At 58.7% G+C, this 22,617-nt stretch carries 25 protein-coding genes; 13 read left to right on the forward strand and 12 right to left on the reverse strand.

All coding sequences use genetic code 11. The features are described 5' to 3' along the window. Positions 1-55: 55 nt before the first annotated feature. On the reverse strand, positions 56-1,633 hold the full coding sequence (locus tag ACR0B0_RS07855; RefSeq protein WP_170349281.1) for a bifunctional metallophosphatase/5'-nucleotidase: 1,578 nt from the start codon (positions 1,631-1,633) through the stop codon (positions 56-58). 109 nt (positions 1,634-1,742) lie between these two features. Between ACR0B0_RS07855 and ACR0B0_RS07860 the strand changes: the two genes are divergently transcribed. Genes ACR0B0_RS07860 through arsC form a run of 4 tightly spaced genes read left to right on the forward strand, consistent with a single transcriptional unit; the run spans position 1,743 to position 3,929 of the window. Beyond that, a complete protein-coding gene (locus tag ACR0B0_RS07860) occupies positions 1,743-2,081 on the forward strand; it encodes a DUF952 domain-containing protein (protein ID WP_170349283.1) in 339 nt (112 codons plus the stop codon). Further along, positions 2,078-2,509: a DUF1330 domain-containing protein gene (locus tag ACR0B0_RS07865; RefSeq protein WP_170349285.1), complete on the forward strand. Its 432-nt coding sequence runs from the start codon at positions 2,078-2,080 to the stop codon at positions 2,507-2,509. The genes ACR0B0_RS07860 and ACR0B0_RS07865 overlap by 4 nt, the downstream gene beginning before the upstream one ends. Further along, positions 2,506-3,564, forward strand: coding sequence for a quinone-dependent dihydroorotate dehydrogenase (locus ACR0B0_RS07870; protein WP_480647180.1), 1,059 nt, complete (start codon positions 2,506-2,508; stop codon positions 3,562-3,564). Before ACR0B0_RS07865 ends, ACR0B0_RS07870 begins: the two co-directional genes overlap by 4 nt. Continuing rightward, on the forward strand, positions 3,561-3,929 hold the full coding sequence (arsC, locus tag ACR0B0_RS07875) for an arsenate reductase (glutaredoxin) (RefSeq protein WP_170349289.1): 369 nt from the start codon (positions 3,561-3,563) through the stop codon (positions 3,927-3,929). The genes ACR0B0_RS07870 and arsC overlap by 4 nt, the downstream gene beginning before the upstream one ends. Here arsC and ACR0B0_RS07880 read toward each other — a convergent pair. The 3 genes from ACR0B0_RS07880 to ACR0B0_RS07890 are packed head-to-tail and all read right to left on the reverse strand — an operon-like array spanning position 3,899 to position 6,159. Beyond that, entirely contained in the window at positions 3,899-5,218 is a 1,320-nt protein-coding gene (locus ACR0B0_RS07880; protein WP_170349291.1) for an MATE family efflux transporter, read from the reverse strand. The genes arsC and ACR0B0_RS07880 overlap by 31 nt on opposite strands. A gap of 3 nt (positions 5,219-5,221) precedes the next feature. Further along, entirely contained in the window at positions 5,222-5,740 is a 519-nt protein-coding gene (locus ACR0B0_RS07885) for a PaaI family thioesterase (RefSeq protein WP_170349293.1), read from the reverse strand. Beyond that, positions 5,740-6,159, reverse strand: a complete 420-nt coding sequence (locus ACR0B0_RS07890; RefSeq protein ID WP_170349295.1) for a PaaI family thioesterase — start codon at positions 6,157-6,159, stop codon at positions 5,740-5,742. The genes ACR0B0_RS07885 and ACR0B0_RS07890 overlap by 1 nt, the downstream gene beginning before the upstream one ends. Positions 6,160-6,272: 113 nt before the next feature. Here ACR0B0_RS07890 and ACR0B0_RS07895 point away from each other — a divergent pair, with 113 nt between their 5' ends. The 8 genes from ACR0B0_RS07895 (at position 6,273) to ACR0B0_RS07930 (ending at position 14,249) form a co-directional block, all read left to right on the forward strand. Then, positions 6,273-6,641, forward strand: coding sequence for a MerR family transcriptional regulator (locus ACR0B0_RS07895; protein ID WP_170349296.1), 369 nt, complete (start codon positions 6,273-6,275; stop codon positions 6,639-6,641). A gap of 289 nt (positions 6,642-6,930) precedes the next feature. Continuing rightward, complete coding sequence (locus ACR0B0_RS07900; RefSeq protein ID WP_170349298.1) at positions 6,931-7,332, forward strand: MerR family transcriptional regulator; 402 nt, start codon at positions 6,931-6,933, stop codon at positions 7,330-7,332. A 46-nt stretch (positions 7,333-7,378) separates the two neighbouring features. Further along, positions 7,379-9,160, forward strand: a complete 1,782-nt coding sequence (locus tag ACR0B0_RS07905) for an acyl-CoA dehydrogenase C-terminal domain-containing protein (protein WP_480647182.1) — start codon at positions 7,379-7,381, stop codon at positions 9,158-9,160. Between the two features lie 55 nt (positions 9,161-9,215). Continuing rightward, positions 9,216-9,428, forward strand: coding sequence for a hypothetical protein (locus ACR0B0_RS07910; RefSeq protein WP_170349301.1), 213 nt, complete (start codon positions 9,216-9,218; stop codon positions 9,426-9,428). A 277-nt stretch (positions 9,429-9,705) separates the two neighbouring features. Then, positions 9,706-10,344: a glutathione S-transferase family protein gene (locus tag ACR0B0_RS07915; protein ID WP_170410522.1), complete on the forward strand. Its 639-nt coding sequence runs from the start codon at positions 9,706-9,708 to the stop codon at positions 10,342-10,344. Between the two features lie 11 nt (positions 10,345-10,355). Then, on the forward strand, positions 10,356-11,567 hold the full coding sequence (locus ACR0B0_RS07920; protein ID WP_170549710.1) for an acetyl-CoA C-acetyltransferase: 1,212 nt from the start codon (positions 10,356-10,358) through the stop codon (positions 11,565-11,567). Then, positions 11,567-12,055: a cupin domain-containing protein gene (locus ACR0B0_RS07925; protein ID WP_480647185.1), complete on the forward strand. Its 489-nt coding sequence runs from the start codon at positions 11,567-11,569 to the stop codon at positions 12,053-12,055. The genes ACR0B0_RS07920 and ACR0B0_RS07925 overlap by 1 nt, the downstream gene beginning before the upstream one ends. Further along, complete coding sequence (locus ACR0B0_RS07930; RefSeq protein WP_480647187.1) at positions 12,048-14,249, forward strand: 3-hydroxyacyl-CoA dehydrogenase NAD-binding domain-containing protein; 2,202 nt, start codon at positions 12,048-12,050, stop codon at positions 14,247-14,249. The genes ACR0B0_RS07925 and ACR0B0_RS07930 overlap by 8 nt, the downstream gene beginning before the upstream one ends. 66 nt (positions 14,250-14,315) lie before the next feature. Here the strand turns inward: ACR0B0_RS07930 and ACR0B0_RS07935 are convergent, their stop codons facing one another. The 3 genes from ACR0B0_RS07935 to ACR0B0_RS07945 all read right to left on the reverse strand — a co-directional run bounded on the left by ACR0B0_RS07935 (position 14,316) and on the right by ACR0B0_RS07945 (position 16,833). Beyond that, positions 14,316-15,074, reverse strand: coding sequence for a Hint domain-containing protein (locus ACR0B0_RS07935; protein ID WP_254437403.1), 759 nt, complete (start codon positions 15,072-15,074; stop codon positions 14,316-14,318). A 173-nt stretch (positions 15,075-15,247) separates the two neighbouring features. Continuing rightward, entirely contained in the window at positions 15,248-15,910 is a 663-nt protein-coding gene (locus tag ACR0B0_RS07940; RefSeq protein WP_480647189.1) for a sulfotransferase family 2 domain-containing protein, read from the reverse strand. Then, the gene (locus tag ACR0B0_RS07945; RefSeq protein ID WP_480647191.1) at positions 15,907-16,833 is read right to left on the reverse strand and encodes a DMT family transporter; all 927 of its coding nucleotides are present in this window, start codon (positions 16,831-16,833) and stop codon (positions 15,907-15,909) included. Before ACR0B0_RS07945 ends, ACR0B0_RS07940 begins: the two co-directional genes overlap by 4 nt. A 150-nt stretch (positions 16,834-16,983) precedes the next feature. Between ACR0B0_RS07945 and ACR0B0_RS07950 the strand changes: the two genes are divergently transcribed. Continuing rightward, positions 16,984-18,000 carry a hypothetical protein gene (locus ACR0B0_RS07950; protein ID WP_170349313.1) on the forward strand — a complete coding sequence of 339 codons (1,017 nt, stop codon included), beginning with the start codon at positions 16,984-16,986 and terminating at the stop codon, positions 17,998-18,000. A 1-nt stretch (position 18,001) separates the two neighbouring features. On the opposite strand, the gene upp is transcribed toward ACR0B0_RS07950, so the two are convergent. From upp to ACR0B0_RS07975, 5 genes are read right to left on the reverse strand one after another with little or no spacing between them, the layout of a single operon-like run. Next, complete coding sequence (upp, locus tag ACR0B0_RS07955) at positions 18,002-18,634, reverse strand: uracil phosphoribosyltransferase (protein WP_170349314.1); 633 nt, start codon at positions 18,632-18,634, stop codon at positions 18,002-18,004. Continuing rightward, positions 18,631-19,617, reverse strand: coding sequence for an adenosine deaminase (locus tag ACR0B0_RS07960; protein ID WP_480647193.1), 987 nt, complete (start codon positions 19,615-19,617; stop codon positions 18,631-18,633). Before ACR0B0_RS07960 ends, upp begins: the two co-directional genes overlap by 4 nt. Then, positions 19,614-20,825, reverse strand: coding sequence for a phosphopentomutase (locus ACR0B0_RS07965; protein ID WP_480647195.1), 1,212 nt, complete (start codon positions 20,823-20,825; stop codon positions 19,614-19,616). Before ACR0B0_RS07965 ends, ACR0B0_RS07960 begins: the two co-directional genes overlap by 4 nt. Then, positions 20,822-22,129, reverse strand: a complete 1,308-nt coding sequence (locus tag ACR0B0_RS07970; RefSeq protein ID WP_480647209.1) for a thymidine phosphorylase — start codon at positions 22,127-22,129, stop codon at positions 20,822-20,824. The genes ACR0B0_RS07965 and ACR0B0_RS07970 overlap by 4 nt, the downstream gene beginning before the upstream one ends. 4 nt (positions 22,130-22,133) lie before the next feature. Further along, positions 22,134-22,526 carry a cytidine deaminase gene (locus ACR0B0_RS07975; RefSeq protein WP_425080329.1) on the reverse strand — a complete coding sequence of 131 codons (393 nt, stop codon included), beginning with the start codon at positions 22,524-22,526 and terminating at the stop codon, positions 22,134-22,136. Positions 22,527-22,617: the final 91 nt, after the last annotated feature.

Raw genomic sequence — 22,617 nt, forward strand, 5'->3', positions numbered from 1 at the left:
GAAACACGAAAGGCCGCATCAGGGATGCGACCTTTTTCTTTGCTATGTCGCAGAGTTACTTCTGCTTGATACGGCCGTCCAGATAAGGCTGATAGGGCGCATTTTCAGCCAAGTACTCAGCCGTGACATCTGCCAGGTCCGGACCAAAGTCATAGGCATTCTTGTCGTCGCCTTCGAACATGTTGTACCCGTCGCCGCCGTTGCGGACATAATTGTTGGTCACAACCAGATATGTCGCTGCCGGGTCAATTGGCGCAAAACCATCACCCTCGGCAACCATGACCTCGGACACGCGCCCTTCGTTCGGCGCAACCATTGGATCCCAGATGAATGTCAGACCCGCAACCTGCGGAAAGCGGCCCTTTACATCTTCGACCTGGCTTACGCCGTTCTCCAGCGCATCGATCACCCCCTGACCACTGATCTCGAAGGTAGACAGGGTATTCTGGAATGGTAGCACCGTCAGCACCTCGCCCATGGTTACTTCGCCCGGGTCGATTGAGGCCCGCAGCCCGCCTGAGTTGGCAATCGCAATCTGCACGCCTTGATCGGCCACACGCGCCAGCATGGCGTCGGCGACCAGGTTGCCCATCTCACATTCCTGCACACGACAGACAGAACGGTCCCCCTCGATGGCGTCTGCTGCATTCGCCACCACCTTGTTGCGGATTTCATCCAGCGGCACGGCCAGTTCGGCGATACGGTCCAACGCGGACTGATCCTCGGTCACGGTATTGTCCATGATCAACGGCTCGCCCACCGCCTCAAGCACATTGCCCTCATCGTCGAAGGTTACGTTCAACTCACCCAGAAACTTGCCATAAGCATAGGCCTGCACGATCTGAACACCGTTGACCACGGTCGGGTACGGACCCGCTGCCTTGTCGGACACGTTCGACAAGTAAGTGTTCGAATGACCGCCGACAATTACGTCCACCCCGCTGGTTTCCTGCGCTACGCGTTGATCAACACCATAGCCGGAATGGCTGAGAACGATGATTTTATCAACGCCTTCGCCGGTCAACTTGTCCACTTCGGCCTGCACTGCGGGGGCCGGATCAGAAAAGCTGATATTTGGACCAGGAGAGGCAAGATCATGCGTGTCTTCCGGTGTCAGGCCAATCAGGCCGATCTTTTCCCCGCCCACTTCGATGACAGTCGATTTCTTGATCTTGTCGATCAGCAACTCTTCGTCGGCAATATCCGCGTTCGACATCAATACCGGAAATTCCACCGAGTCGATGAAGCCGCGCAGCACTTCGGGGCCATCGTCGAATTCGTGGTTGCCCACGGTCATCGCGTCATACCCCAGCTTGTTCATGAACTCGGCTGCGACCTTACCCTTGTAATAGGTATAGAATAACGAACCCTGAAACTGATCCCCACCATCGACCAGGATCGAGTTTTCGGCCCGCGCGCGCGCGTCATTCACCGCAGTAACCAACCGGGCCGAACCGCCGAAACACTTACCTTCTGCTTGGTCTTCCTCATCGCAAGCGCTGTCGTATTTGTTGATCGGCTCAAAACGCGCGTGGAAATCGTTGGTATGCAGAATCGTCAATTTATAATCGGCTGCGGCCATACCTGCGGTTAGGCCCAGAACTGCAGCAGACGCCAAAAAGCGGGTGAACATCTTCATACTCCTTGTTTTTTGTTTGGCGTGATGGTGCGCCCGCCAACAAGAAGAGTCAAAGGGGGAAATCCGTCTTGATTCTGCCCGTCGCGCGGGGCATCACCACCTCATGCTGATTTACAAGATATTCAGGGCCGAGGAATGGGCCGCACTGCAGGATCAGGGTGCCTCGGATGGCGCACCGATTGATGTGTCTGACGGATATGTCCATTTCTCGACCGCCCAACAGGCGGCTGAGACCGCAGCCAAACACTTTGCCGGTGTCGAAGGTTTGACCTTGTTGGCCTGCGATGCCGATGCCATGGACGATGATCTGAAATGGGAGATCTCGCGCGGTGACGCCTTGTTCCCGCATCTTTACCGGCAGATCCGCATGACAGATGTCGTCTGGTCGCGCCCCCTGCCTTTTGACGGGCAAGCCCACCAATTCCCCGAGGGGATGGAATGAGGTCTTTTGTCGACCCTGACCGCACCCAGTTTGAAGCGTTCAAGGCGCTGGACCGTGATCATCCGATCGAAATGTTGAATCTGGTCAAGTTTCGCGACATGGCCGAATACCCGACGGGCCACGAACTGGCGGATGCCGGGCTGACCGGCGCGCAGGCTTATCGAAATTACGGCGCGGAAACCGCCCCGATTATCGCGCGCCTTGGGGCGTCGATCCTGTGGCGCGGCGCGTTTCAGACCACTCTGATCGGCCCGCAGGACGAAGATTGGGATGAGGTATTTATCGCCCGCTATCCGACTGCACATGCGTTTTTGGAAATGGTGACCGACCCGGATTATCAGGCTGCGGTTATTCACAGGCAGGCTGCGGTTGCAACTTCGCGCCTGATCCGCTGCGCCCCGGCCAAAGGTGGAGAGACTTTCGGATGAAACTGACCGAGAAACTGGGGCTGGCGGTCCTGCACAAGATGGACCCTGAAGCCGCCCATGGCATGTCGATCAAGGCGTTGAAGGCCGGGCTTGCCCCGATGCCCGGGCCGGTCACATCGCCGCGGCTGAAAACTCACGTAGCTGGACTGGACCTGCCCAATCCGGTCGGTCTGGCTGCGGGGTTTGACAAGAATGGAGAGGTTTTGACCCCCCTCTCACGCACAGGCTTTGGCTTTATCGAAGTGGGCGCTGTTACACCACGCCCGCAGCCCGGCAACCCCAAACCTCGCTTGTTCCGCCTGACCGAGGATAAGGCCGCAATCAACCGCTTTGGCTTCAACAACGAAGGCATGGAGGTCATGGCGCGCCGTCTGGCCGACCGCCCCAAGAATGCGATCATCGGGCTGAACCTGGGCGCGAACAAGGACAGTGACGACCGCCCCGGCGATTTTGCCAAAGTGTTGGCCCATTGCGCCGAGCATCTGGATTTCGCCACGGTCAATGTCTCATCCCCCAACACCGAGAAACTGCGGGACCTGCAGGGCAAGGCCGCGCTTGGCGCATTGCTGGGCGGCGTGATCGAAACTCGCAACGGTCTGTCCCGGCCTTTACCCATTTTCCTGAAAATTGCCCCTGACCTGACCGAGGCCGAATTGCAGGACATCGCCGATGTGGCGAAGGAAACAGGCGTTGACGCGTTGATTGCAACCAACACTACATTGTCCCGCGATGGGCTGCGCAGTGGGCATAAGGGTCAAACCGGCGGCCTGTCCGGCGCGCCCTTATTCGAAAAATCGACACGTGTTCTGGCACAGCTGAGCCAGCTGATCGAGGGCAAAATCCCGCTGATTGGCGTGGGTGGTATCAGCAGCGCGGAACAGGCGTATGCCAAGATCTGCGCCGGGGCATCTGCCGTGCAACTTTATACCGCGTTGGTGTATGGCGGTATTTCTCTGGTCGCAGATATCGCGCAAGGTCTCGATAAATTGCTGGAACGAGATGGATTCAACAACGTCGCGCAAGCAGTTGGAAGTAAACGAAAGGATTGGCTTTGATTTCATATTGGCACAACCCGCGCTGTTCGAAATCCCGCGCCGGGCTGGCTCTGCTGGAAGAGAATGGCGCGCAGATCGAGGTTCGGAAATACCTGGAAGACGCACCCTCGACCGATGAGCTGCGTACGGTGCTGGGCAAACTCGGCGTCAACGCCATAGACATGATGCGCACGGGTGAGAAAAAGTTCAAAGAACTGGGTCTGACCAAAGCAACCCCTGCTAATGAATTGATCACCGCAATGGCAGAGAACCCCATCTTGATCGAGCGCCCTCTGGCAATCGCAGGTGACAAGGCTGCCATCGGACGCCCACCCGAAAACCTACTTACGCTGATTCAGGCCACTTGCGCCTCAAGCCTAGGATAGCGCCAGCCCATGGTGACGCCGCGCGCGATGTTCAGTACCATCAGCGCGGCCCACAAGCCGTGGTTACCAAAGGCCGGCACCAGTAGGAACAGGGCCGCCACATAGATCGCAACTGATTGAACCATCGCGTTGCGCATCGCACGCGTCCAGGTGGCCCCGATATAGATGCCGTCGAACATCCAGCTTGCCACCCCGATTGCCGGGGCCAGCGCGGCCCAGATAAGATAGTCTCGCGCCGCCGCGCGCACCTCGGCCGAAGTTGACATCAGATCGATCAGCGCAGGCCCAGCCAAATAGAACACAGCCCCCAGCAGGAACGCCCCACCTACGCCCCATTGGGACGCCATGATTGACGCCCGCCGGACCTGAGACCGGTTCCGCGCGCCCACGGCACTGCCGACCAGAGCCTCGGCGGAAAAGGCGAAGCCGTCCAAGGCAAATGCGGTGATCTCAAGAAACTGCAGCAAGACCTGATTGGCAGCCAGGTTAACGTCTCCCAGATCGGACCCAACGAACAGAAATGTCGTGAACGCGCCCGTCAGCAGAACAGATCGGATCATGATGTCAGCATTAACCTGCATCATCCGGCGCAATCGCGCTGCGTCGAATATACGTGGCCAGTCGCGCCATTGATTCCCTGTGAACGCTTCGCGGCACAGATACAGGCCCAGCGCCAGCCCGGTCCATTCCGCGATCAGGGTAGCAATGGCCACACCTTCGACGCCCCAGCCCAACCCAAGCACGAACCACAAGTCCAGCAAGATGTTCAACCCGTTCATCCAGACCTGCAGGAGAAACACGCCCCTTGTCTGCTCTATCGCGATCAGCCAACCCGTAACGGCAAAAAGCGCGATGGTTGCCGGGGCACCCCAAATGCGGATTTGCAGGTAATCCTGCGTCAACGCCTCAACCTCGGGGCTGGCGGGTGACAGGGCAAACGCCCCCCAGAACAGCCCGACTTGCGTGAGAATAAAGAACAGCCCCGCCGCGCCGCCCAACAGCAGCCCGCGCATCAATAGCGCACCGGTTTCCGCCGTATCCCCTGCCCCGCGCGCCTGCGCCGCCAGACCGGTCGTGCCCATGCGCAGAAAGCCAAAGATCCAATAGATCGCAGACAGGATAACCGCGCCCATACCGACGGCCCCGATGGGCGCAGCCAACCCCATCTGACCGACTACACCGGTATCCACAGCGCCAAGTATCGGAACCGTGGCATTCGACAGCACAATCGGAACGGCGATTTTCAACACCCGCGTATGTGTCAGGGGTGCCGAGGCGTGCTGCGTCACGGGTTACTCTCTTTCCGCTTTCGGCTGCGGCATCAGGAAATGCCCCGTGGCCTGCGCGATGGGTCGTGCGTGATTGTCCTGCCAGGCCTCGACCCGGACCGAGGCATAGCGCCTGCCGGACCGGCTGACAAAGGCGCGCGCATAAGCATCCCGCGGCAAGCCAGAGCGTAAGTAGTCAACCGTGAAATCAACGGTTTTTGGAAATCTCACCGCATCGGCTTTGAACAAATCTTCGGCCTCGATCTCACCGCTTTCGATGCGGGGAAAGAAGTGTTCCCAACTCAGCGTGATGACGGCCGTCACCTCAAGAAATGCGGCTGTAACCCCGCCATGCAGCGCGGGCAGCAATGGATTTCCGATCAGCTTGTCGTCAAAGTTCAGCACCCCAGTCAGCTCATCGCCGCGTCGGTCGAAGGTGATATTGAGAAAGCGGATGTAAGGAACTCCGTCGACAATCGCCTTCAGGGCCGCGTCGCGACGTTGCTTGACCACCTGCATGGGTTCGGGTCGGGGACGCACCATTACAATCCCTCCACCGTAAAGGCGCCTGCCGCTGTTGCGACCGGGCGTTCTTGATCGTCGTCCATCGCGGTTGCCCGAACAAAAGCAACATTGCGCGTAATGTGGTAGCAGGTCGCACGCGCCGTAATGCTCTGCCCCGGCGTCGCTGCGCGCATATAGTCAATTCTCAGGTCAATTGTGGCCGTCCCGCCCGGAGCGGACGGATGGGACATAACGGCCGCCCCACAGCATGTGTCCAGGGCGGCAAACACAGCGCCGCCATGGATAACGCCAGTTCTGGGGTCTCCGATCAGATCCGCATTATACGGCATTGAAATTTCAGCCTCCCCATCGCTGATGGTCGTCAGTTTCAGACCAAGCGCTTTGGCATGCGGAATCGCCTCAATGAACTGGCGGGCAATCTCTACTTTGTCGACCATGTATACGTGTCCTTTGAATTCCGTCCTTTATGAGCCTGCGCTTTGCAAAAGAGCAAGACCGCCTGTTGCGCTTGCCGCCACGACGCCCTAGTTTGCTGCTGAGGAGACAACAAATGACTGACAACCGTTTGTCATTAAACGAGATGTGCGAAGAGTTCGACGTAACCAAGCGCACTTTGCGTTATTACGAATATATCGAACTGCTGCAGCCCGAACGCGAAGGCCGCTCGCGTTATTATGGGCCGCGGGAATGCGCGCGGATGAAACTGATCATGCGTGGGCGCCTGTTTGGATTCTCGCTGGAAGAGATTCGCCAGTGGCTGCTGATCTATGAAGATCAGGGGGATCAGGCGCAAATGGCCGAGTTTATAAAACTGGCCGACCGGCAGATGCCTGAACTGCAAAAACAGCGTCAGCAACTGGACGAGGCGATGGAAGAACTGCAGCGCCTACGCGACCAGACCGCTAAATCTCTGGGTTGATATTCGACAGGATCAACTGGCCTCTCTTGACCTTTAGAACATTCTGCAAGCGCAGCGCTGCGTCAGAATTACTGTCTGACCGTTAGGCGTCAGCCCCCGCCCCACAGCTAAATTCCGTTACGTAACGATTTCAATTGGGCGTTATCCGCACCTTGACGCGAGAGGATGCTACGTCAACTTTCATAGTGACGTAGCGTTTGCATTACGTGAACGTCATCTACGTGTTGTAACGTGCGCATCAACTGCGCAACTGACTTTGATAGACGCCAGTGACAAGAGTGCTGAAACCATGACCGAAGATCTGATGACCATCCGTGAAATGTGCGAGACATATGATGTCACGCCGCGCACTTTGCGATTTTACGAGGCCAAGGAACTTTTGTTTCCGATCCGCGAGGGCCAGAAACGTCTGTTCACCAAACGTGACCGGGCGCGCCTGAAACTGATCCTGCGCGGCAAGCGCTTTGGCTTTAGCCTGGAAGAGATCCGGCAGCTACTGGACCTGTACCATGTGGGCGACCAGCAAATGACCCAGATGACCCGTACGTTTGAAATCGCACGGGAACGTCTGGCAGATATGGAAGCCCGCCGCGAAGAGCTGACGCAAGCCATTGACGATCTGAAAGAACAGCTGCGCTGGGGCGAAAAAGTCATCGCCTCGATGAAGAACGAGAACAAAGCCGCCGAGTAACTCTGGCGGCCCAATCCCCGGACATCTGAATTTAAGGGAGCTTCAAATGCCCGTCTATAACGCGCCTACAAAAGACACTCAGTTCATTCTGCACGATGTTCTGAAAATCTCAGACTCGGATATTCCGGGGTACAGTGAACTGGAATCCGAATTCACCGGTGCCGTTCTGGAAGAGGCCGGCAAGGTCGCGGCCAATGTTTTACATCCCCTGAATGTGGTGGGTGACACCGAAGGGTGCCGGTTGGAAAATGGCATCGTGTACACGCCCACAGGCTTCAAGGACGCGTTCGAGCAGATGAAAGAAGGCGGCTGGACCGGCCTCGACATGCCCGAAGAGTATGGCGGTCAGAACATGCCCTACGTCATCGGCACGGCTGTGGGCGAGATGTTCTCGGGCGCAAACCAGGCCTTTACAATGTATCAGGGCCTGACCCATGGCGCGGCCTCGGCCATTCTGGCGCATGGCTCGGACGAGCAGAAGAACAAGTACCTGCCCAACATGGTCAGTTGCGAATGGACTGGCACCATGAACCTGACCGAACCGCATTGCGGCACCGATCTGGGCCTGATGCGCACCAAAGCGGAACCGCAGAGTGACGGCAGCTATAAGATTTCCGGCCAGAAAATCTTTATCTCGGCCGGCGATCACGACATGGCCGACAACATCATCCATCTGGTGCTGGCCAAGATTCCCGGCGGTCCCGAGGGTATCAAGGGCGTGTCGCTGTTCATCGTGCCCAAGTTCATCGTGAACGAAGACGGGTCACTGGGTGAGCGCAACGGCGTCTCAGTCGGTAAGATCGAAGAGAAGATGGGTATCCACGGCAACTCGACCTGCGTCATGAACTATGACGAGGCCACTGGCTGGTTGCTGGGCGAAGAACACAAGGGCATGCGCGCCATGTTCACCATGATGAACGAGGCGCGTTTGGGTGTCGGCATGCAGGGTCTGTCTCAGGCCGAGGCTGCGTTCCAGAACGCCTTGGAATACGCCAAGGACCGCCTGCAGGGTCGCGATGTCACCGGGGTGAAGAACCCGGACGGTCCCGCCGATCCGCTGATCGTTCATCCCGATATTCGCCGCAATCTGATGGATCAGAAAAGCTTCACCGAAGGGGCCCGCGCTTTCATCCTGTGGGGCGCGACGATGATCGACAAGGCGCACCGGTCGGGTGACAAGGACGCGGACGGTCTGATCTCGCTGCTGACGCCGGTTATCAAGGGCTTTTTGACGGATGAAGGCTACGACATGACCGTTCAGGCGCAGCAGGTCTATGGCGGCCACGGATACATCGAAGAATGGGGTATGTCGCAATACACCCGCGACGCCCGCATCGCGATGATCTACGAAGGTGCCAATGGCGTTCAGGCGCTGGACCTGGTCGGTCGTAAGCTGGCGCAGGACGGCGGCAAGCACGTCATGGCGTTTTTCGAGATGGTGAAAACCTTCTGTAAGGAAAACGGCGGCAAGGATGAGGCTTATGATAAGGCGTTCATCGAACCGCTGAAGGCCGCGTCCAAGGATCTGCAAGCTGCCGGCATGTATTTTATGCAGGAAGGGATGAAGAACCCCAATAACGCTTTGTCAGGTTCGTACGACTTCATGCACATGTTCGGCCATGTCTGCCTGGGCCTGATGTGGGCGCAGATGGCCAAGGCAGCGCAGGACGCGCTGGATGGTGGTGCGTCGGACAAAGAGTTCTACGAGACCAAGCTCAACACTGGTCGATTCTACATGGCGCGCCGCCTGCCCGCCACGGGCATGCATCTGGCGCGCATCCAGACCGGCGCGGAAACGGTCATGGCGCTGGAGGCTGCCAACTTCTGAACATAACCCGGCCTTGGGGTCCTACCCCCGAGGCCGGACTTTCGAAAGAGAGACAATGCCAAAACGTTTTCGCCTGACCCGCCGCTTTCCGGTCGCTATGACCGAGGACAGCTATCGCAAACTGCGCGGCTTTGCGCGCGAGGCCGGGTTGGACGAAGGTGAGGCGTTGTCCTTTCTGTTCGAGAATTTCAACAGTGTGATCAATGAGGACAAGCTGACCCGAAGGCTGCGCGAATTCAATTCTGAGCTTGAGGCGCGCAAGCGATGATCAAGGCGCAACAGATATTTGCTCGCGCTCAACTCGAGGTTGAGCGCCTCCGGCGGGAGTATTTTTGAAAAGATGAAAATGTGATGCGTCCCTGCCACCGGGCGCACTCACCTTCAGGACAGGGACGACTTCACCTTTTACGGTCATCGGCTCTCCAGCCTGTACCGCTCGGCCATATCAAAGGAACAAGGTTGATAAACAGTGAACGCGAAGTCTTCATCTTTTCAAAAATACTCGAATCCAACCTGACCACGCACACCACGGGAGGGGTGATCGCATGACTATCAAACTGCACTGTTTCGGCGAAAGCGGAAATTCCTACAAGGCCGCGCTGGCGCTTGAGATGTCGGGACTGGACTGGGAGCCTGTCTTTGTCGATTTCTTCAACGGCCAGACCCGCACATCCGAATACCGTGCCGACGTCAACGAGATGGGCGAAGCACCCGTTCTGATCGATGGCGATTTCCGCACCACGCAATCCGGTGCCATTCAGGCCTATGTGACCGAGAAATCTGGCAAGTTCGGCGGCAAGGATCGCGACGAGAATTACGAGATTTTCCGTTGGGTTCTGTGGGACAATCACAAGCTCAGTTCGATGGCCGGGCTAACCCGCTTTCTGATCAACTTCTTGCCTGAACAGCACCGCAACCCGGATGTTATCGCCTTTAACCAAGGGCGGTTGAAGGCGGCCTATCAAATCCTGAACGACCATTTGGACGACCGTGACTGGATCGTCGGTGATGGCGTGACCAACGCCGACATCAGCTGCTGCGGCTACCTCTATTACCCCGAACCATTCGGCTTTGACCGCGCCGATTGGCCCCATATCGATGCCTGGCTGACGCGCCTTAGCGAGCAGCCCGGTTGGAAACACCCCTATGACCTGATGCCCGGCAAACCGTCGGATCGAGCTTGAGGAGAAGACCCATGACCGAAGCTTACATTTATGATGCCCTGCGCACCCCGCGCGGCAAAGGCCGCAAGGATGGCAGCCTGCACGAGGTAACCTCAGTGCGCCTGTCCGCCCTGACCCTGAACGCGATGAAAGAGCGTAACAACCTGGAAGGTCACGCCGTCGAGGACGTGATCTGGGGCAACGTCACGCAGGTGATGGAACAGGGCGGCTGTTTAGCGCGATCGGCCGTGCTGGCCTCCGATCTGGATCAATCGATTCCCGGCTTGGCGATCAACCGTTTCTGTGCCTCGGGGATGGAAGCCGTAAATTTGGCGGCAAACCAGGTCAAAGGCGGCGCCGGCCAAGCCTATATCGCAGGCGGCGTAGAAATGATGGGCCGTGTGGCAATGGGCAGCGATGGTGCCGCGATTGCCGTTGATCCAACGTTGGCGATGGATACCTATTTTGTGCCGCAGGGTATCTCGGCCGATATTATCGCAACCGAGTATGGGTTCAGCCGTGATGACGCCGATGCGCTGGCCGTTGAATCTCAGAAACGCGCTGCGGCCGCTTGGGAAGACAACCGGTTCGAGAAATCGGTCATCACCATCAAGGATCAGAACGGCCTGACCATTCTGGACCGCGACGAGTACATGCGCCCCGGTACCGACATGCAGAGCCTTGGCGCGCTGAACCCCTCGTTCGCGATGATGGGTGAGCAGATGCCGGGCTTCGACAAGGTCGCGATGATCAAATACCCGCATCTTGAGCGGATCAATCATATCCACCACGCGGGCAACAGCTCGGGCATCGTGGATGGTGCTGCCGCCGTACTGATCGGCAACAAGGAGTTTGGTGAGAAATACGGCCTCAAGCCGCGTGCCCGCATTAAGGCAACTGCCAAGATCGGTACCGATCCGACCATCATGCTGACCGGCCCGGTTCCGGTGACCGAGAAGATTTTGGCCGACAATGGCATGCAGATTAGCGATCTGGACCTGTTCGAAGTGAACGAAGCCTTCGCTTCGGTCGTGTTGAGGTTCCAGCAGGCATTTGACGTTGACCCTGCTCTGGTTAATCCAAACGGCGGCTCAATCGCGATGGGTCACCCGCTGGGCGCGACCGGTGCAATGATCATCGGCACGTTGCTGGATGAGTTGGAGCGTCAGGACAAAGAAACCGGTCTGGCCACGCTCTGCATTGCATCCGGCATGGGTGCGGCAACCATTATCGAGCGGGTCTAATGCCCAAGCTGGACCTCTCACAGATCCCGTTCAAGGGGGGCTCGTCTTATCCCGGCAAACTGGCGCAGGCGACCGCCGGTCGTTTTGTGCAGCGTGTGGGCGATGCGGGCGGGCTGACCCAATACGGCGTTAACATAGTGCGGCTGGAACCGCAGGGCATGTCCTCACTGCGCCATTACCATATGGAGCAGGACGAGTTTGCCATCATCCTCAGTGGCAGTTGCACACTGATCGACGACGATGGCGAGCATGACTTGCAGCCAGGCGATTGCGCCGCTTGGCCTGCAGGTGAGGCCAATGGCCACCACCTTGTGAACAAAACCGATGCGCCCATGACCTTTCTGGTCGTGGGCACACGGACCCCGACCGAGACCGGCTATTACAGCGACATAGACATGATGGTGAAGGATGACGAAAACGGCTTCGCCTTCACCCGCAAGGATGGCAGCCCGCTGACGGCTGACCAGATTGGAGATGACAATGACTGATTTCACTCTGACCAAAGACGCGGACGGCGTCGCCTTCATTACCTGGGACGCTCAGGGCAAATCCATGAACGTCATGACCCGCGAGGCATTCGAACTGGTCAGCGCACTGGTCGATCAGGCGCTGGAAGATGATGAGGTCAAAGGCGTCGTTATCACAAGCGGCAAGGAAGGCTCATTTGCTGGCGGCATGGACCTGAGCACGTTGGCCACCATCCGTGAGGAAGCAGGCGATGAACCGGCGCAAGCCCTGTTCGACTTTGTCATGGGCGGCCACCACATCCTGCGCAAGCTGGAACTGGCGGGCATGGACCCCAAGACGAAAAAGGGCGGCAAACCGGTGGTCTGCGCCATCAACGGCACCTGCGCCGGGATCGGGACCGAGATCGCACTGGCCTGTCACCACCGCGTTATGACCAGCAACCCCAAGGCCAAGATCGGCCTGCCCGAGATTCTGCTGGGCATCTTCCCCGGCGGCGGCGGCACCACGCGCTTTAGCCGCATGGTTGGCGCGATGGCGTCGGCCCCTGTCCTGCTGGAAGGCAAGATGATGGACCCGGCCAAAGCCAAGGGCGCGCAGTTGATCGACGCCGTGGCTGACGATCCGGTAGCTGCCGCAAAAGAGTGGGTTCTGAACGCAAAAGACGCCGATCTGGTAAAGCCGTGGGATGCCAAGGGTTACAAGATGCCCGGCGGTGCGCCCTATCACCCTGCCGGGTTCATGACCTTCGTCGGTGCCAACGCCATGGTGAACGGCAAGACTCAGGGTGCTTTCCCGGCAGCCAAAGCATTGCTGAGTTCGATCTACGAAGGTGCACTGGTCGATTTCGACACCGCCCTGCGGATCGAGGCGCGGTGGTTCACTTCGATCCTGATGAACCCGTCATCGTCGGCAATGATCCGGTCGCTGTTCCTGAACAAAGAGGCATTGGAGAAAGGCGCGGTGCGTCCCAAGGATGTGCCCGATCAGCGCGTCAAAAAGGTCGGTGTTCTGGGCGCTGGTATGATGGGGGCTGGTATCGCACTGGTCAGCGCTCAGGCAGGTATGAAAGTGGTTCTGGTCGACCGCGATCAGGAAGCCGCTGACAAGGGCAAGGCCTATACCGAGAGCTATCTGGACAAGGGTATGAAGCGCGGCAAGGTCACGGTTGAAAAGAAAGAGGCCATGCTGGATCGCATCACCGCGACCCCGGATCTTGATCACCTGAAGGGCTGCGATCTGATCATCGAAGCTGTCTTCGAAGACCCGGGCGTGAAGGCCGAGATGACCCAGAAGGTCGAGGCGATCATCCCCGAGGATTGCATCTTTGCCTCGAACACCTCGACTCTGCCGATCACCGATCTGGCCAAAGCATCCTCGCGGCCTGAACAGTTCATCGGTATCCACTTCTTCTCACCGGTCGAGAAGATGTTCCTGGTCGAAATCATCAAGGGCAAGGAATCCGGGGATCGCGCGGTGGCCAAGGCGCTGGATTATGTGCGCCAGATCAGGAAGACACCGATCGTGGTCAACGATGCGCGCTTCTTCTATGCCAACCGGTGCATCATTCCCTACATCAACGAAGGGGTTCGGATGATCGCTGAGGGTGTAAACCCTGTGCTGATCGACAATGCCGCACGTCAGTTGGGCTTCCCGGTGGGGCCAATCCAGCTGACCGACGAGACCTCGATCGATCTGGGGGCCAAGATTGCCCGCGCGACCAGGGCGGCGATGGGCGATGCCTACCCGGAAAGCCCCTCGGACGATCTGATCTTCTGGATGGAAGAACAGGGCCGTCTGGGCCGCAAGGCAAATGCAGGCTTCTTCGACTATGACGACAAGGGTAAGCGCGTCGAATACTGGAAAGGTTTGCAGGAGAAATACCCGCATGCGGAAGACCAGCCTGACCTGATCGAAGTGCAGGAACGTCTGATGTTCGCACAAGTTCTGGAAGCGGTCCGCGCGCTGGAAGAAGGTGTTCTGGAAGACATTCGCGAAGGTGACGTGGGTGCGATTCTTGGTTGGGGCTTTGCGCCTTGGTCGGGTGGTCCGCTCAGCTGGTTGGACATCATCGGCACCCCGTACGCGGCCGAGCGCTGTGATCAGTTGGCCGAGGCCTATGGCGAACGTTTCACCTGCCCACCGCTGCTGCGTGAGATGGCTGAGAAAGGCCAATCCTTCTACGGCCGCTTCAACCCCGAAGCAAAAGCCGCCTAAAGAAAAACGCTGGCGCATGCCCCCATGCGCCAGCGTTACTTTGCAGTCTCAGATACAGCTTCCCAGTCAGATCATCATGACGGGCCGTCCCGGGCGCCCAGGACGACGTGCGCCTCTGGCCGGTCTGGTCGGTACAATCGGGTGATCAAAGATCGGTGCAGGCAGCGAGCCCAGTGAATTGGCCAAAACGGCAATATCGCGACGTCTTCCGGTCAGATAGATCAAATCCGCAGCGGCCTCGGCCGAGACAACCTTATATGACGCCCTACCAGGGACATTACGTGATCCAAAACGCCCCGAGGGGCAGAAGGCCCGGAAGCCGCCCTCGATATAGATCACCTCATCCTGATCGAAGAACAGGGTGCTGATATCGAAACAGGACGCAGGCACATTCGAAGTGATGCGAAACATGCCGCTCAGCAACCTTGCCGAAACAACAGGCAGGCTGACCGGCAGCGCGATCGGATCATGGTCCAGCTTGGTGTTATCCAACGCCACGCCCTGTTCCGGCATCAGCCAGACCGGCCGACCATTATAGGCCGCATGTGAAGGTATGCGCACCGGCATGCTATCGGCATTGGTTTCATCGGGCGGCACCGTGATGCAATCCGTCGCAATGCGATTTATCGCCTTGAAACCATTGTCCAATGTACGAATGAGGTCGCCAACCTGAAGCTCTTCTACCAGCTTCCATCCACCTTTGGTTGCAACCTTGGTTCCATGTACCAGACCGCCCCGGCGTGCGTTCAACGCGGCCTGCGGTTCAGCGGTGCCCTGGTACTCAGAACGCTCTGCAAAATCAATGACACTCTCTACTTTCAACAAGAACCGAACCCACTCTTTACTCACTACAACTACGTTCGATGATTAACACAGGATTAAGTGGGATGACTTATTTTTGACATATTACGGCCAGATTTGGGCCATTTCGGGGTCGATAAACGACCTACATCCAAACAACACCGCGAAAACTAATAAAATTGGGCTCGAATTGGAAACTATGCGCGGTCAATCGCATCAAATGCATAGCCGAATCTAGCGATGTCTTCAGCACAGGCTTCGGCCACAGCATTGGCGGTCTGATCCGAATAATACTCGCGGTAATCTTCCAATCGCTCGGATTGATTGAGCCTGGGTAAGCTTAGGTGAAAACCCAAATGGTCGAACAATGGGGCCGCGTCCTGATCGAAGTATTCCAGCCGAATGTAGAACCGGCATTGTTCGACTCCATCCGCACGGGTCATATAGTGCCGCGCCGGGCTCTGTCGGAATGGCTGCGTCGTATCGGGGTGCAAGACAAACTGGTCAAAAGTCAGAGCCTTTGCCAGCGAAACCGCTGGGTGGTCAAAACCTTGCACGCGCAGCCAGTGATAATAGCTGACGATCCGGTCCCACGGGTTGCGCACCATGGTGAATGTGGTCAGCGACTGCAACTCCTGGACCGACAGAACTCCGTCAATATCGGTCAGGGTCGAATGTTTCCATAACCGTCCCCTGCCCTTCAGCGCCTTGGCCCGTTTGCGGCGCTTCACAGCTTTGGGCGTATCCCCGATCAGGATGTCATCCTTCATTGCCCGTGCTTCCAGCGCCTGTGCCAAAGACGTGCCGCCAGTTTTGGGAATATGGACGAACACATAGCCGCGCCCGCGCGAGATGATCACGCTGCCTCTCCCACCGCGGCCGCGCGCTTTGAGCGCCAGCCCAGCAACGCTCCCGCTGCCGCGATCAAGCCAATCCCCAAAATTTGCATGACACCAATCGTCTGATTCAGTGCCACCCAGGCGAATAGCGGGCCGAAAATCATCACCGAATATTCGAACACAGCTACATAAGAGGTCTCACCGATCTGATAGGATTTGATCAACATGAAGACTGCAATGGTTGAGCCGACCGCCTGTATGACGACCCAGATCAACGCGGGTTGCATCTGCCAGACCATACCGCGCGTCACGAACCCGTCGGGGAAGGAATGTGGCACGAACGAGAACACAGCCAACCCAATCGCCCCAGCAAGCCCAAGCGTGATAATCATGGCCGCCAACAGGGCGACCGTGCTTTCCTGTGCGCAGTGGCTGCGTGTGACGAGGGAACAGAGGGCATAAAATAACCCTCCGGCCACTGGTAGCAGCGTCTTGGCGTCAAACTCATAAGGGTTGAGTTGCAATACGCACAAGGTCCCCGAGAACCCGATCACAACTGCCAGAATGCGCCAGGGGCCGATCCTCTGCCCCATTGCCAGTGCCGAGATCAACATCACAAAAATCGGGGATGTGAACAGGCCCGCCAGTGCCTGCGCAATCGGCATCAACGCCAGTGAGGCGAAGTAGAACAGCATCGCCAGTGTGATCAGTACACTGCGCAGAATAACTGGCCCCAACCGCCGCGGGCGCAAGCTGCCCATTCCCAACAAAGACAGGACGACGATCAGAGGCAGCATCATCAGGGCGCGGATCAGGTGGAACTGCCACAGGCCGATCGTTTCGGCCAACAAGATCACCACGTTGTCGATGACCCCAAGGATCGCCATGGCGCTGACCATCAGGACCGAGGCCAATATCGGTGAGGTCTGAGTATCTGCCTGCATTTTGCACCCCAGTAGCAAAGTGGTGCGTGACACTCTGATCTGCCGCGCGTCGCGATATACAGCACAATTACAAATCGGCGCGCAACAGGTTTGCGCCTTTGGATTTTACCATGCTAAGCTGAAACAAAATAAGTACGAGCATTCCTCACCTTGAAGACAGCACTTAAACAGTACCAGCGGATCGAAGCGACCGGTCTGTGGCGTCCCTCGCCCGATGTGCAGCGGCGCGAGGTGGTGGTGTCGATTGGTGAGGCCACGCTGACGATCTCGGACTTCAACGAACAGGCGCTGACTCATTGGTCCCTGGCCGCGTTGGTGCGCCAGAACCCCGGCGATTTTCCGGCCCTGTTCAACCCCGACGGTGACCCGGACGAAACGCTGGAGCTGGAGGAAGCCGAGACCACGATGATCGAGGCCATCGACCGCCTGCAGCGCGCCATCGACCGGGCGCGACCGCATCCCGGCCGGTTGCGTTGGCTCAGTGTTGCAGGTGTGGTGGCCGCCGTTGCCGCGCTGTTGCTGCTTTGGATGCCGGCTGCGCTGCAAAACCATGTCGTCTCGGTTGTGCCTGACATCAAACGCGCGGATATCGGGAATACCATCCTGCAGCGGATCGAGCGGGTCTCGGGTCGGGCCTGTACTTCCGAAGATGCGCAGGCAGCGCTTGATCAGTTGGCCGCGCGCACCGGCGTTCGGAAAATCGTCATTCTGCCCGCAGGCGTGCAGACAAGCCTTAGCCTGCCGGGTGGGATCGTTTTGCTGAACCGGGCGCTGGTCGAAGATCACGAGGACCCATCGGTCGCAGCTGGCTACGTCATCGCCGAACGTGCCCGCACGCAGGCGCAGGACCCGTTGGATGATCTGCTGGACCGCACCGGCGCCACAACGGCTTTCCGCTTGTTGACGACCGGAGAGCTGACGCCGGCGAATATCGACGCTTACACCGAACAGGTTCTGTCCGAACCCCGCCCGTCCCTGCCCGAGGATGATCTGTTAGAAGTGTTCGCCCAGGCCGCGCTACCGTCGACACCATACGCCTATGCCGTGGATGTCACGGGTGAGACGGTTCTGGGCCTGATCGAGGCCGACCCGATGGCGGGCCGCCCCTTGCAACAGGTACTGCCGGACCGCGATTGGGTCCGGCTACAAAATATCTGCGGCGAATAGCTTACTTGGTGCCAAACATCCGGTCACCCGCATCGCCGAGACCAGGCATGATATAGCCTTTTGAATTCAATTCCCGATCCAATGCCGCGGTGACAATTTTGACATCCGGGTGGGCTTCTTTCATGCGCTCCACGCCTTCTGGTGCGGCCAGCAGGCACAGGAACCGGATATCGGTGGCCCCGGCCTCTTTCAGCAGATCAATCGCTGCGGCCGAGCTGTTGCCGGTAGCCAGCATCGGGTCAACGGCGATGACCAGACGGTCCTTCAGCCCTTCGGGGGCTTTGAAGTAGTACTGTACCGGTTTCAGCGTTTCCTCATCCCGGTAGAGACCAACAAACCCAACGCGGGCCGAGGGTATCAATTCCAACACCCCGTCCAGCATCCCGTTCCCGGCGCGCAGGATCGACACCAGCGCCAGTTTCTTGCCGGCCAAAATGGGGGCGTCCATCTCCTCCATCGGGGTTTCGATGTGGCGTGTGGTCAGCTTCAGCTCGCGCGTGACCTCATAGGCCAGCAGCAATGTGATCTCACGCAGCAATTGGCGGAACACGGCAGTGGACGTGCCCTTGTCCCGCATGAGCGTCAGTTTGTGCTGCACCAGCGGGTGGTCAACGACGGTCAGGTGTTCGCTCATGATCTCTCCAGTCTTTTCTTGACCCGCGCGCGGGTGTCATCATCGCAAAAGGCAGCCGCAAGGGCCGTGTCGTTCAGGGCGGCAAAGTCCTCGGCCTCCCAACCGAAGGCTTTGCCCAGCATCTCATATTCACGCCGCATGGTGGTATGGAAAAACGGCGGGTCATCGGTGGAAACGGTGACTTTGACGCCTGCATCGCGCAGTTTCGCAATCGGGTGGACGTCGAAATTGGGAAACAAGCCCAGAACCACATTTGATCCGGGGCAAACCTCGAGCGTGATTTCACGGTCGACCAGTTCGCGGATCAGGTCCGGGTCTTCGATGGCACGGACACCGTGACCGATCCGTTCCACCCCCAGATCGCGGACCGCATCGCGCACGCTTTTGGGGCCGCCGAACTCTCCGGCGTGGGTGGTCAGGCGCAACCCGGCCTCGCGCGCGCAGTCAAAGGCCCATTTGTAATCGCTCTGCGTGCCAACAGACTCATTACCACCCATGCCGAAACCCGTAATCCAATCTCCGGCGGTTTCTGCAGCGCAATGGGCGCTGATCTTGGCCTGCTCCGGCCCAAAATGGCGGACACAGGTGACGACACCACGCAAGGTGATGTCGAACTTGCGCTCAGCCTCGTCCGCCGCGTCCTGAATAGCACTCAGGTAATCGCGCCAAGCATCCAAATCCCCGCCACCGCAGAAATCAGGACTTAGGAAGGTTTCGGAATACACTACACCATTCGCCGCACTTTCTTCGAGGATCGCGAGGGTGAGACGGCGGAAATCCTCGGGGGTTTTCAATACTTCGCAAGCGGCCTCATAGACGCTGAGAAAATGGGCGAAATCGCGGAAGTCATAGCTACCGTCCGGTTTGAAAATTCCGCTCAGGTCAATGCGCTTTTCATGCGCCAACTGGCGGATAAAGGCGGGCGGGGCCGCGCCTTCGTGATGCAGGTGTAGCTCGATCTTTGGCAAGTCTGCGACGGTCATAGAAAACTCTTCCCTGGCCCCTGTGCCGGAATATTCAGGTGGTGTGCGATGCTGGCGGCGACGTCGGCGAAATTGATCGCACCAATCTGGCCTGCACCTTGCTCTGCGATCAGAACAGGCACTTGTTCGCGTGTGTGGTTCGTGCCGATCCAACTGGGATCGTTACCGTGGTCAGCGGTTAGCAGCATTAGATCGCCCGGGCGCAGCTTTTGCAGGATCACACCAATCTCACGGTCGAACCATTCAAGCGCGCGGGCATACCCGCTGATGTCGCGACGGTGGCCATAGAGGCTGTCGAACTCGACGAAATTGGCGAAAGTCAGGCTGCCCTCTTCGGCGTCATCAACCAGATCGGACAAATGCCCCATCAACTCGGCATCCGAGCCCTTATGTAAAGTGTCGATCCCCTGCATCGAGAAAATATCACCTATCTTACCCACCGCATGCACGCGCCGACCGGCATCTTGTGCCCAGTTGGTCAGAACCGGCGCGGGTGGTAGGATGGCGAAATCCTTGCGGTTAGTGGTGCGGGTGAACCCGTCTTCTGGCGATCCGACGAAGGGTCGCGCGATAACGCGCCCAACTTTCATTTCGTGCAGACGGGGTGCCAGCGCCTTGCACATCTCCAGCAAACGGTCGAGGCCAAAGCTTTCCTCGTGCGCCGCGATTTGAAACACGCTGTCGGCCGAGGTGTAGCAGATCGGCCAACCGGTCCGCATATGCTCGGCCCCCAGTTCGGCGATAATCGCCGTGCCAGATGCATGACAATCACCCAGAATGCCGCCGGTTCCGGCGGCCTCGGCGGCGGCACGCGCTAAATCAGGCGGGAAGGACGGCGTTTTATCCGGGAAATAGTACCAATCCCACGGCACCGGCAGCCCGGCCAGTTCCCAATGTCCCGAAGGCGTATCCTTGCCCGGTGAATGCTCGCGCGCGCAGCCCCATAGACCTGCGGGAGTGACCTGCAATCCGGGCGTTTCTGCGCCCGATGCCAGGCGTGTCGCGGCCCCCAAGCCCAGCGCATCCAGATTGGGCAGGTGCAATGGCCCTGTGCGACCGTCTTCTGCCCGTCCGTCAGCGCAGGCCTGAGCTATATGGGCCAGCGTGTTGGCCCCGGTATCGGGGGTTTCTCCGTTAAAAAAGCGGTCCGCATCCGGTGCACCGCCGATGCCCACCGAGTCCATCACCACCAGAAAGGCACGGGTCACGGCCTGATCCTTTCATGCACAAGCATTGGGGTCATGGCTGTGTCTTTGCCTATCGTGATGGCCCGCAGGACCGTGTCGGCCGCCTGTCGTGCCGCGTCTTCGCGGGCTGCGTGGACCACGGCCAAGGGAGTGCCTTTGTCGACCTTGTCCCCCAGACGAACAATGCCCGACAAACCAACCGCGGGGTCGATGACGTCGTCTTCGACCTGCCGCCCACCACCCAAGGCGACCACGGCGAGGCCCAGCGCCTCACCGTCGATTGCCGCAATGTAGCCCGCATCCGTTGCCGGAACTTCAAGGATCACGCTTGCTTCGGGCAGGTAGCGTGACCAGTTGTCTACCAACTGTAGCGGCCCGCCCACGGCGGCCATCATACGGCCGAACCGTTCCGCCGCACGGCCATCGCGGATCACACCAGTGATCTTGTCGCGCCCCTCATCGGCGGTTGCGAACATACCGGCATCGGCCAGCAAAACCCCGCCCAGTTCCGCCGAAATTTCAGCCAATGGAGCGTAATGGTCGTGGGTCAGGACATTCATCACCTCGACCACCTCCAACGCATTGCCCAGCGCCGGAGCCAAAGGTTGGTGCATGTCCGTAATCACCGCCGACGTCCGGCACCCTGCTGCATTTGCAGTTTCCGTCAGGGCCTTTGCCAGCTTGCGGGCGTCTTCCAGCGTTTTCATGAACGCGCCGCTGCCCACCTTGACGTCCAACACCAAAGCTTCGGGGCTCGCCGCCAGTTTCTTGGACAAGATCGACGCGGTGATCAGGTCCAGGCTTTCCACCGTCGCCGTTACGTCGCGGATCGCATAAAGCCGCTTGTCCGCAGGCGCGATCTGCCCGGTCGCGCCGACAATGGCCGCACCGGTATCGCGCAGGATCTGGGTCAGACGATCCTGCCCGATCTGGGTACTGACGCCCGGAATGGCCTCAAGCTTGTCCAGCGTACCGCCGGTATGACCCAACCCACGGCCTGAGATCATCGGGACATAAGCCCCCAATTCGGCCAGCGCTGGGGCCAGCACCAAACTGACGCTGTCGCCGACCCCTCCGGTCGAGTGTTTGTCGATTACCGGGCCATCGAAATCCCAGCTTAGAACGTCTCCGCTGTCCCGCATCGCCACCGTCAGATCGGCGCGGCCCTGCGCGCCCAGCCCACCCATGCAGACGGCCATGGCAAAGGCCCCGGCCTGGGCGTCGCTGACACCACCGTCGGCAAGGCCCTGCGCGAACCAGGTCAGTTCCTCCGCGCTGGGCACTTGTTCGCGGCGCAACTTGGCAATGATCGAACGGGCGTCCATAGCCTCAGACATCCGCCATGTGCGAGGCGTCAAATGCACCCGGCAGAAGGTCACCGATGGTGGTTTCCAGTTCGGCGCCATCGACGCTGGCCAAGGTCACCTTGACGTCACGCTTGCCGAACTCGGCCAGTTTCTGTCGGCACCCCCCACAGGGCGGTACCGGCTGCGGCGAGGAGGCAACCACGTAGACTTCGGTCAATTCCTGTTCGCCTGCCGCGACCATAGCAGCGATGGCGCCAGCCTCGGCGCAGGTGCCTTCGGGATAGGCTACGTTTTCGACGTTACAGCCTGCAAATACCTGGCCCGACGTTGCTCGGATCGCTGCCCCAACCTTGAAATTGGAATAGGGCGCATAGGCTTTTTCCCGGACAGACAGTGCTGCATCTTTCAAAGTCATGGCGATTCCCCAATTTTTGATCATCTGGTCAGAAAGTCATACCCTAAATGAAACCGACCGGGGAGTTGAAGCCCCGGACAGCAGATTCCTG

This window comes from Ruegeria sp. BA12, assembly GCF_056539625.1.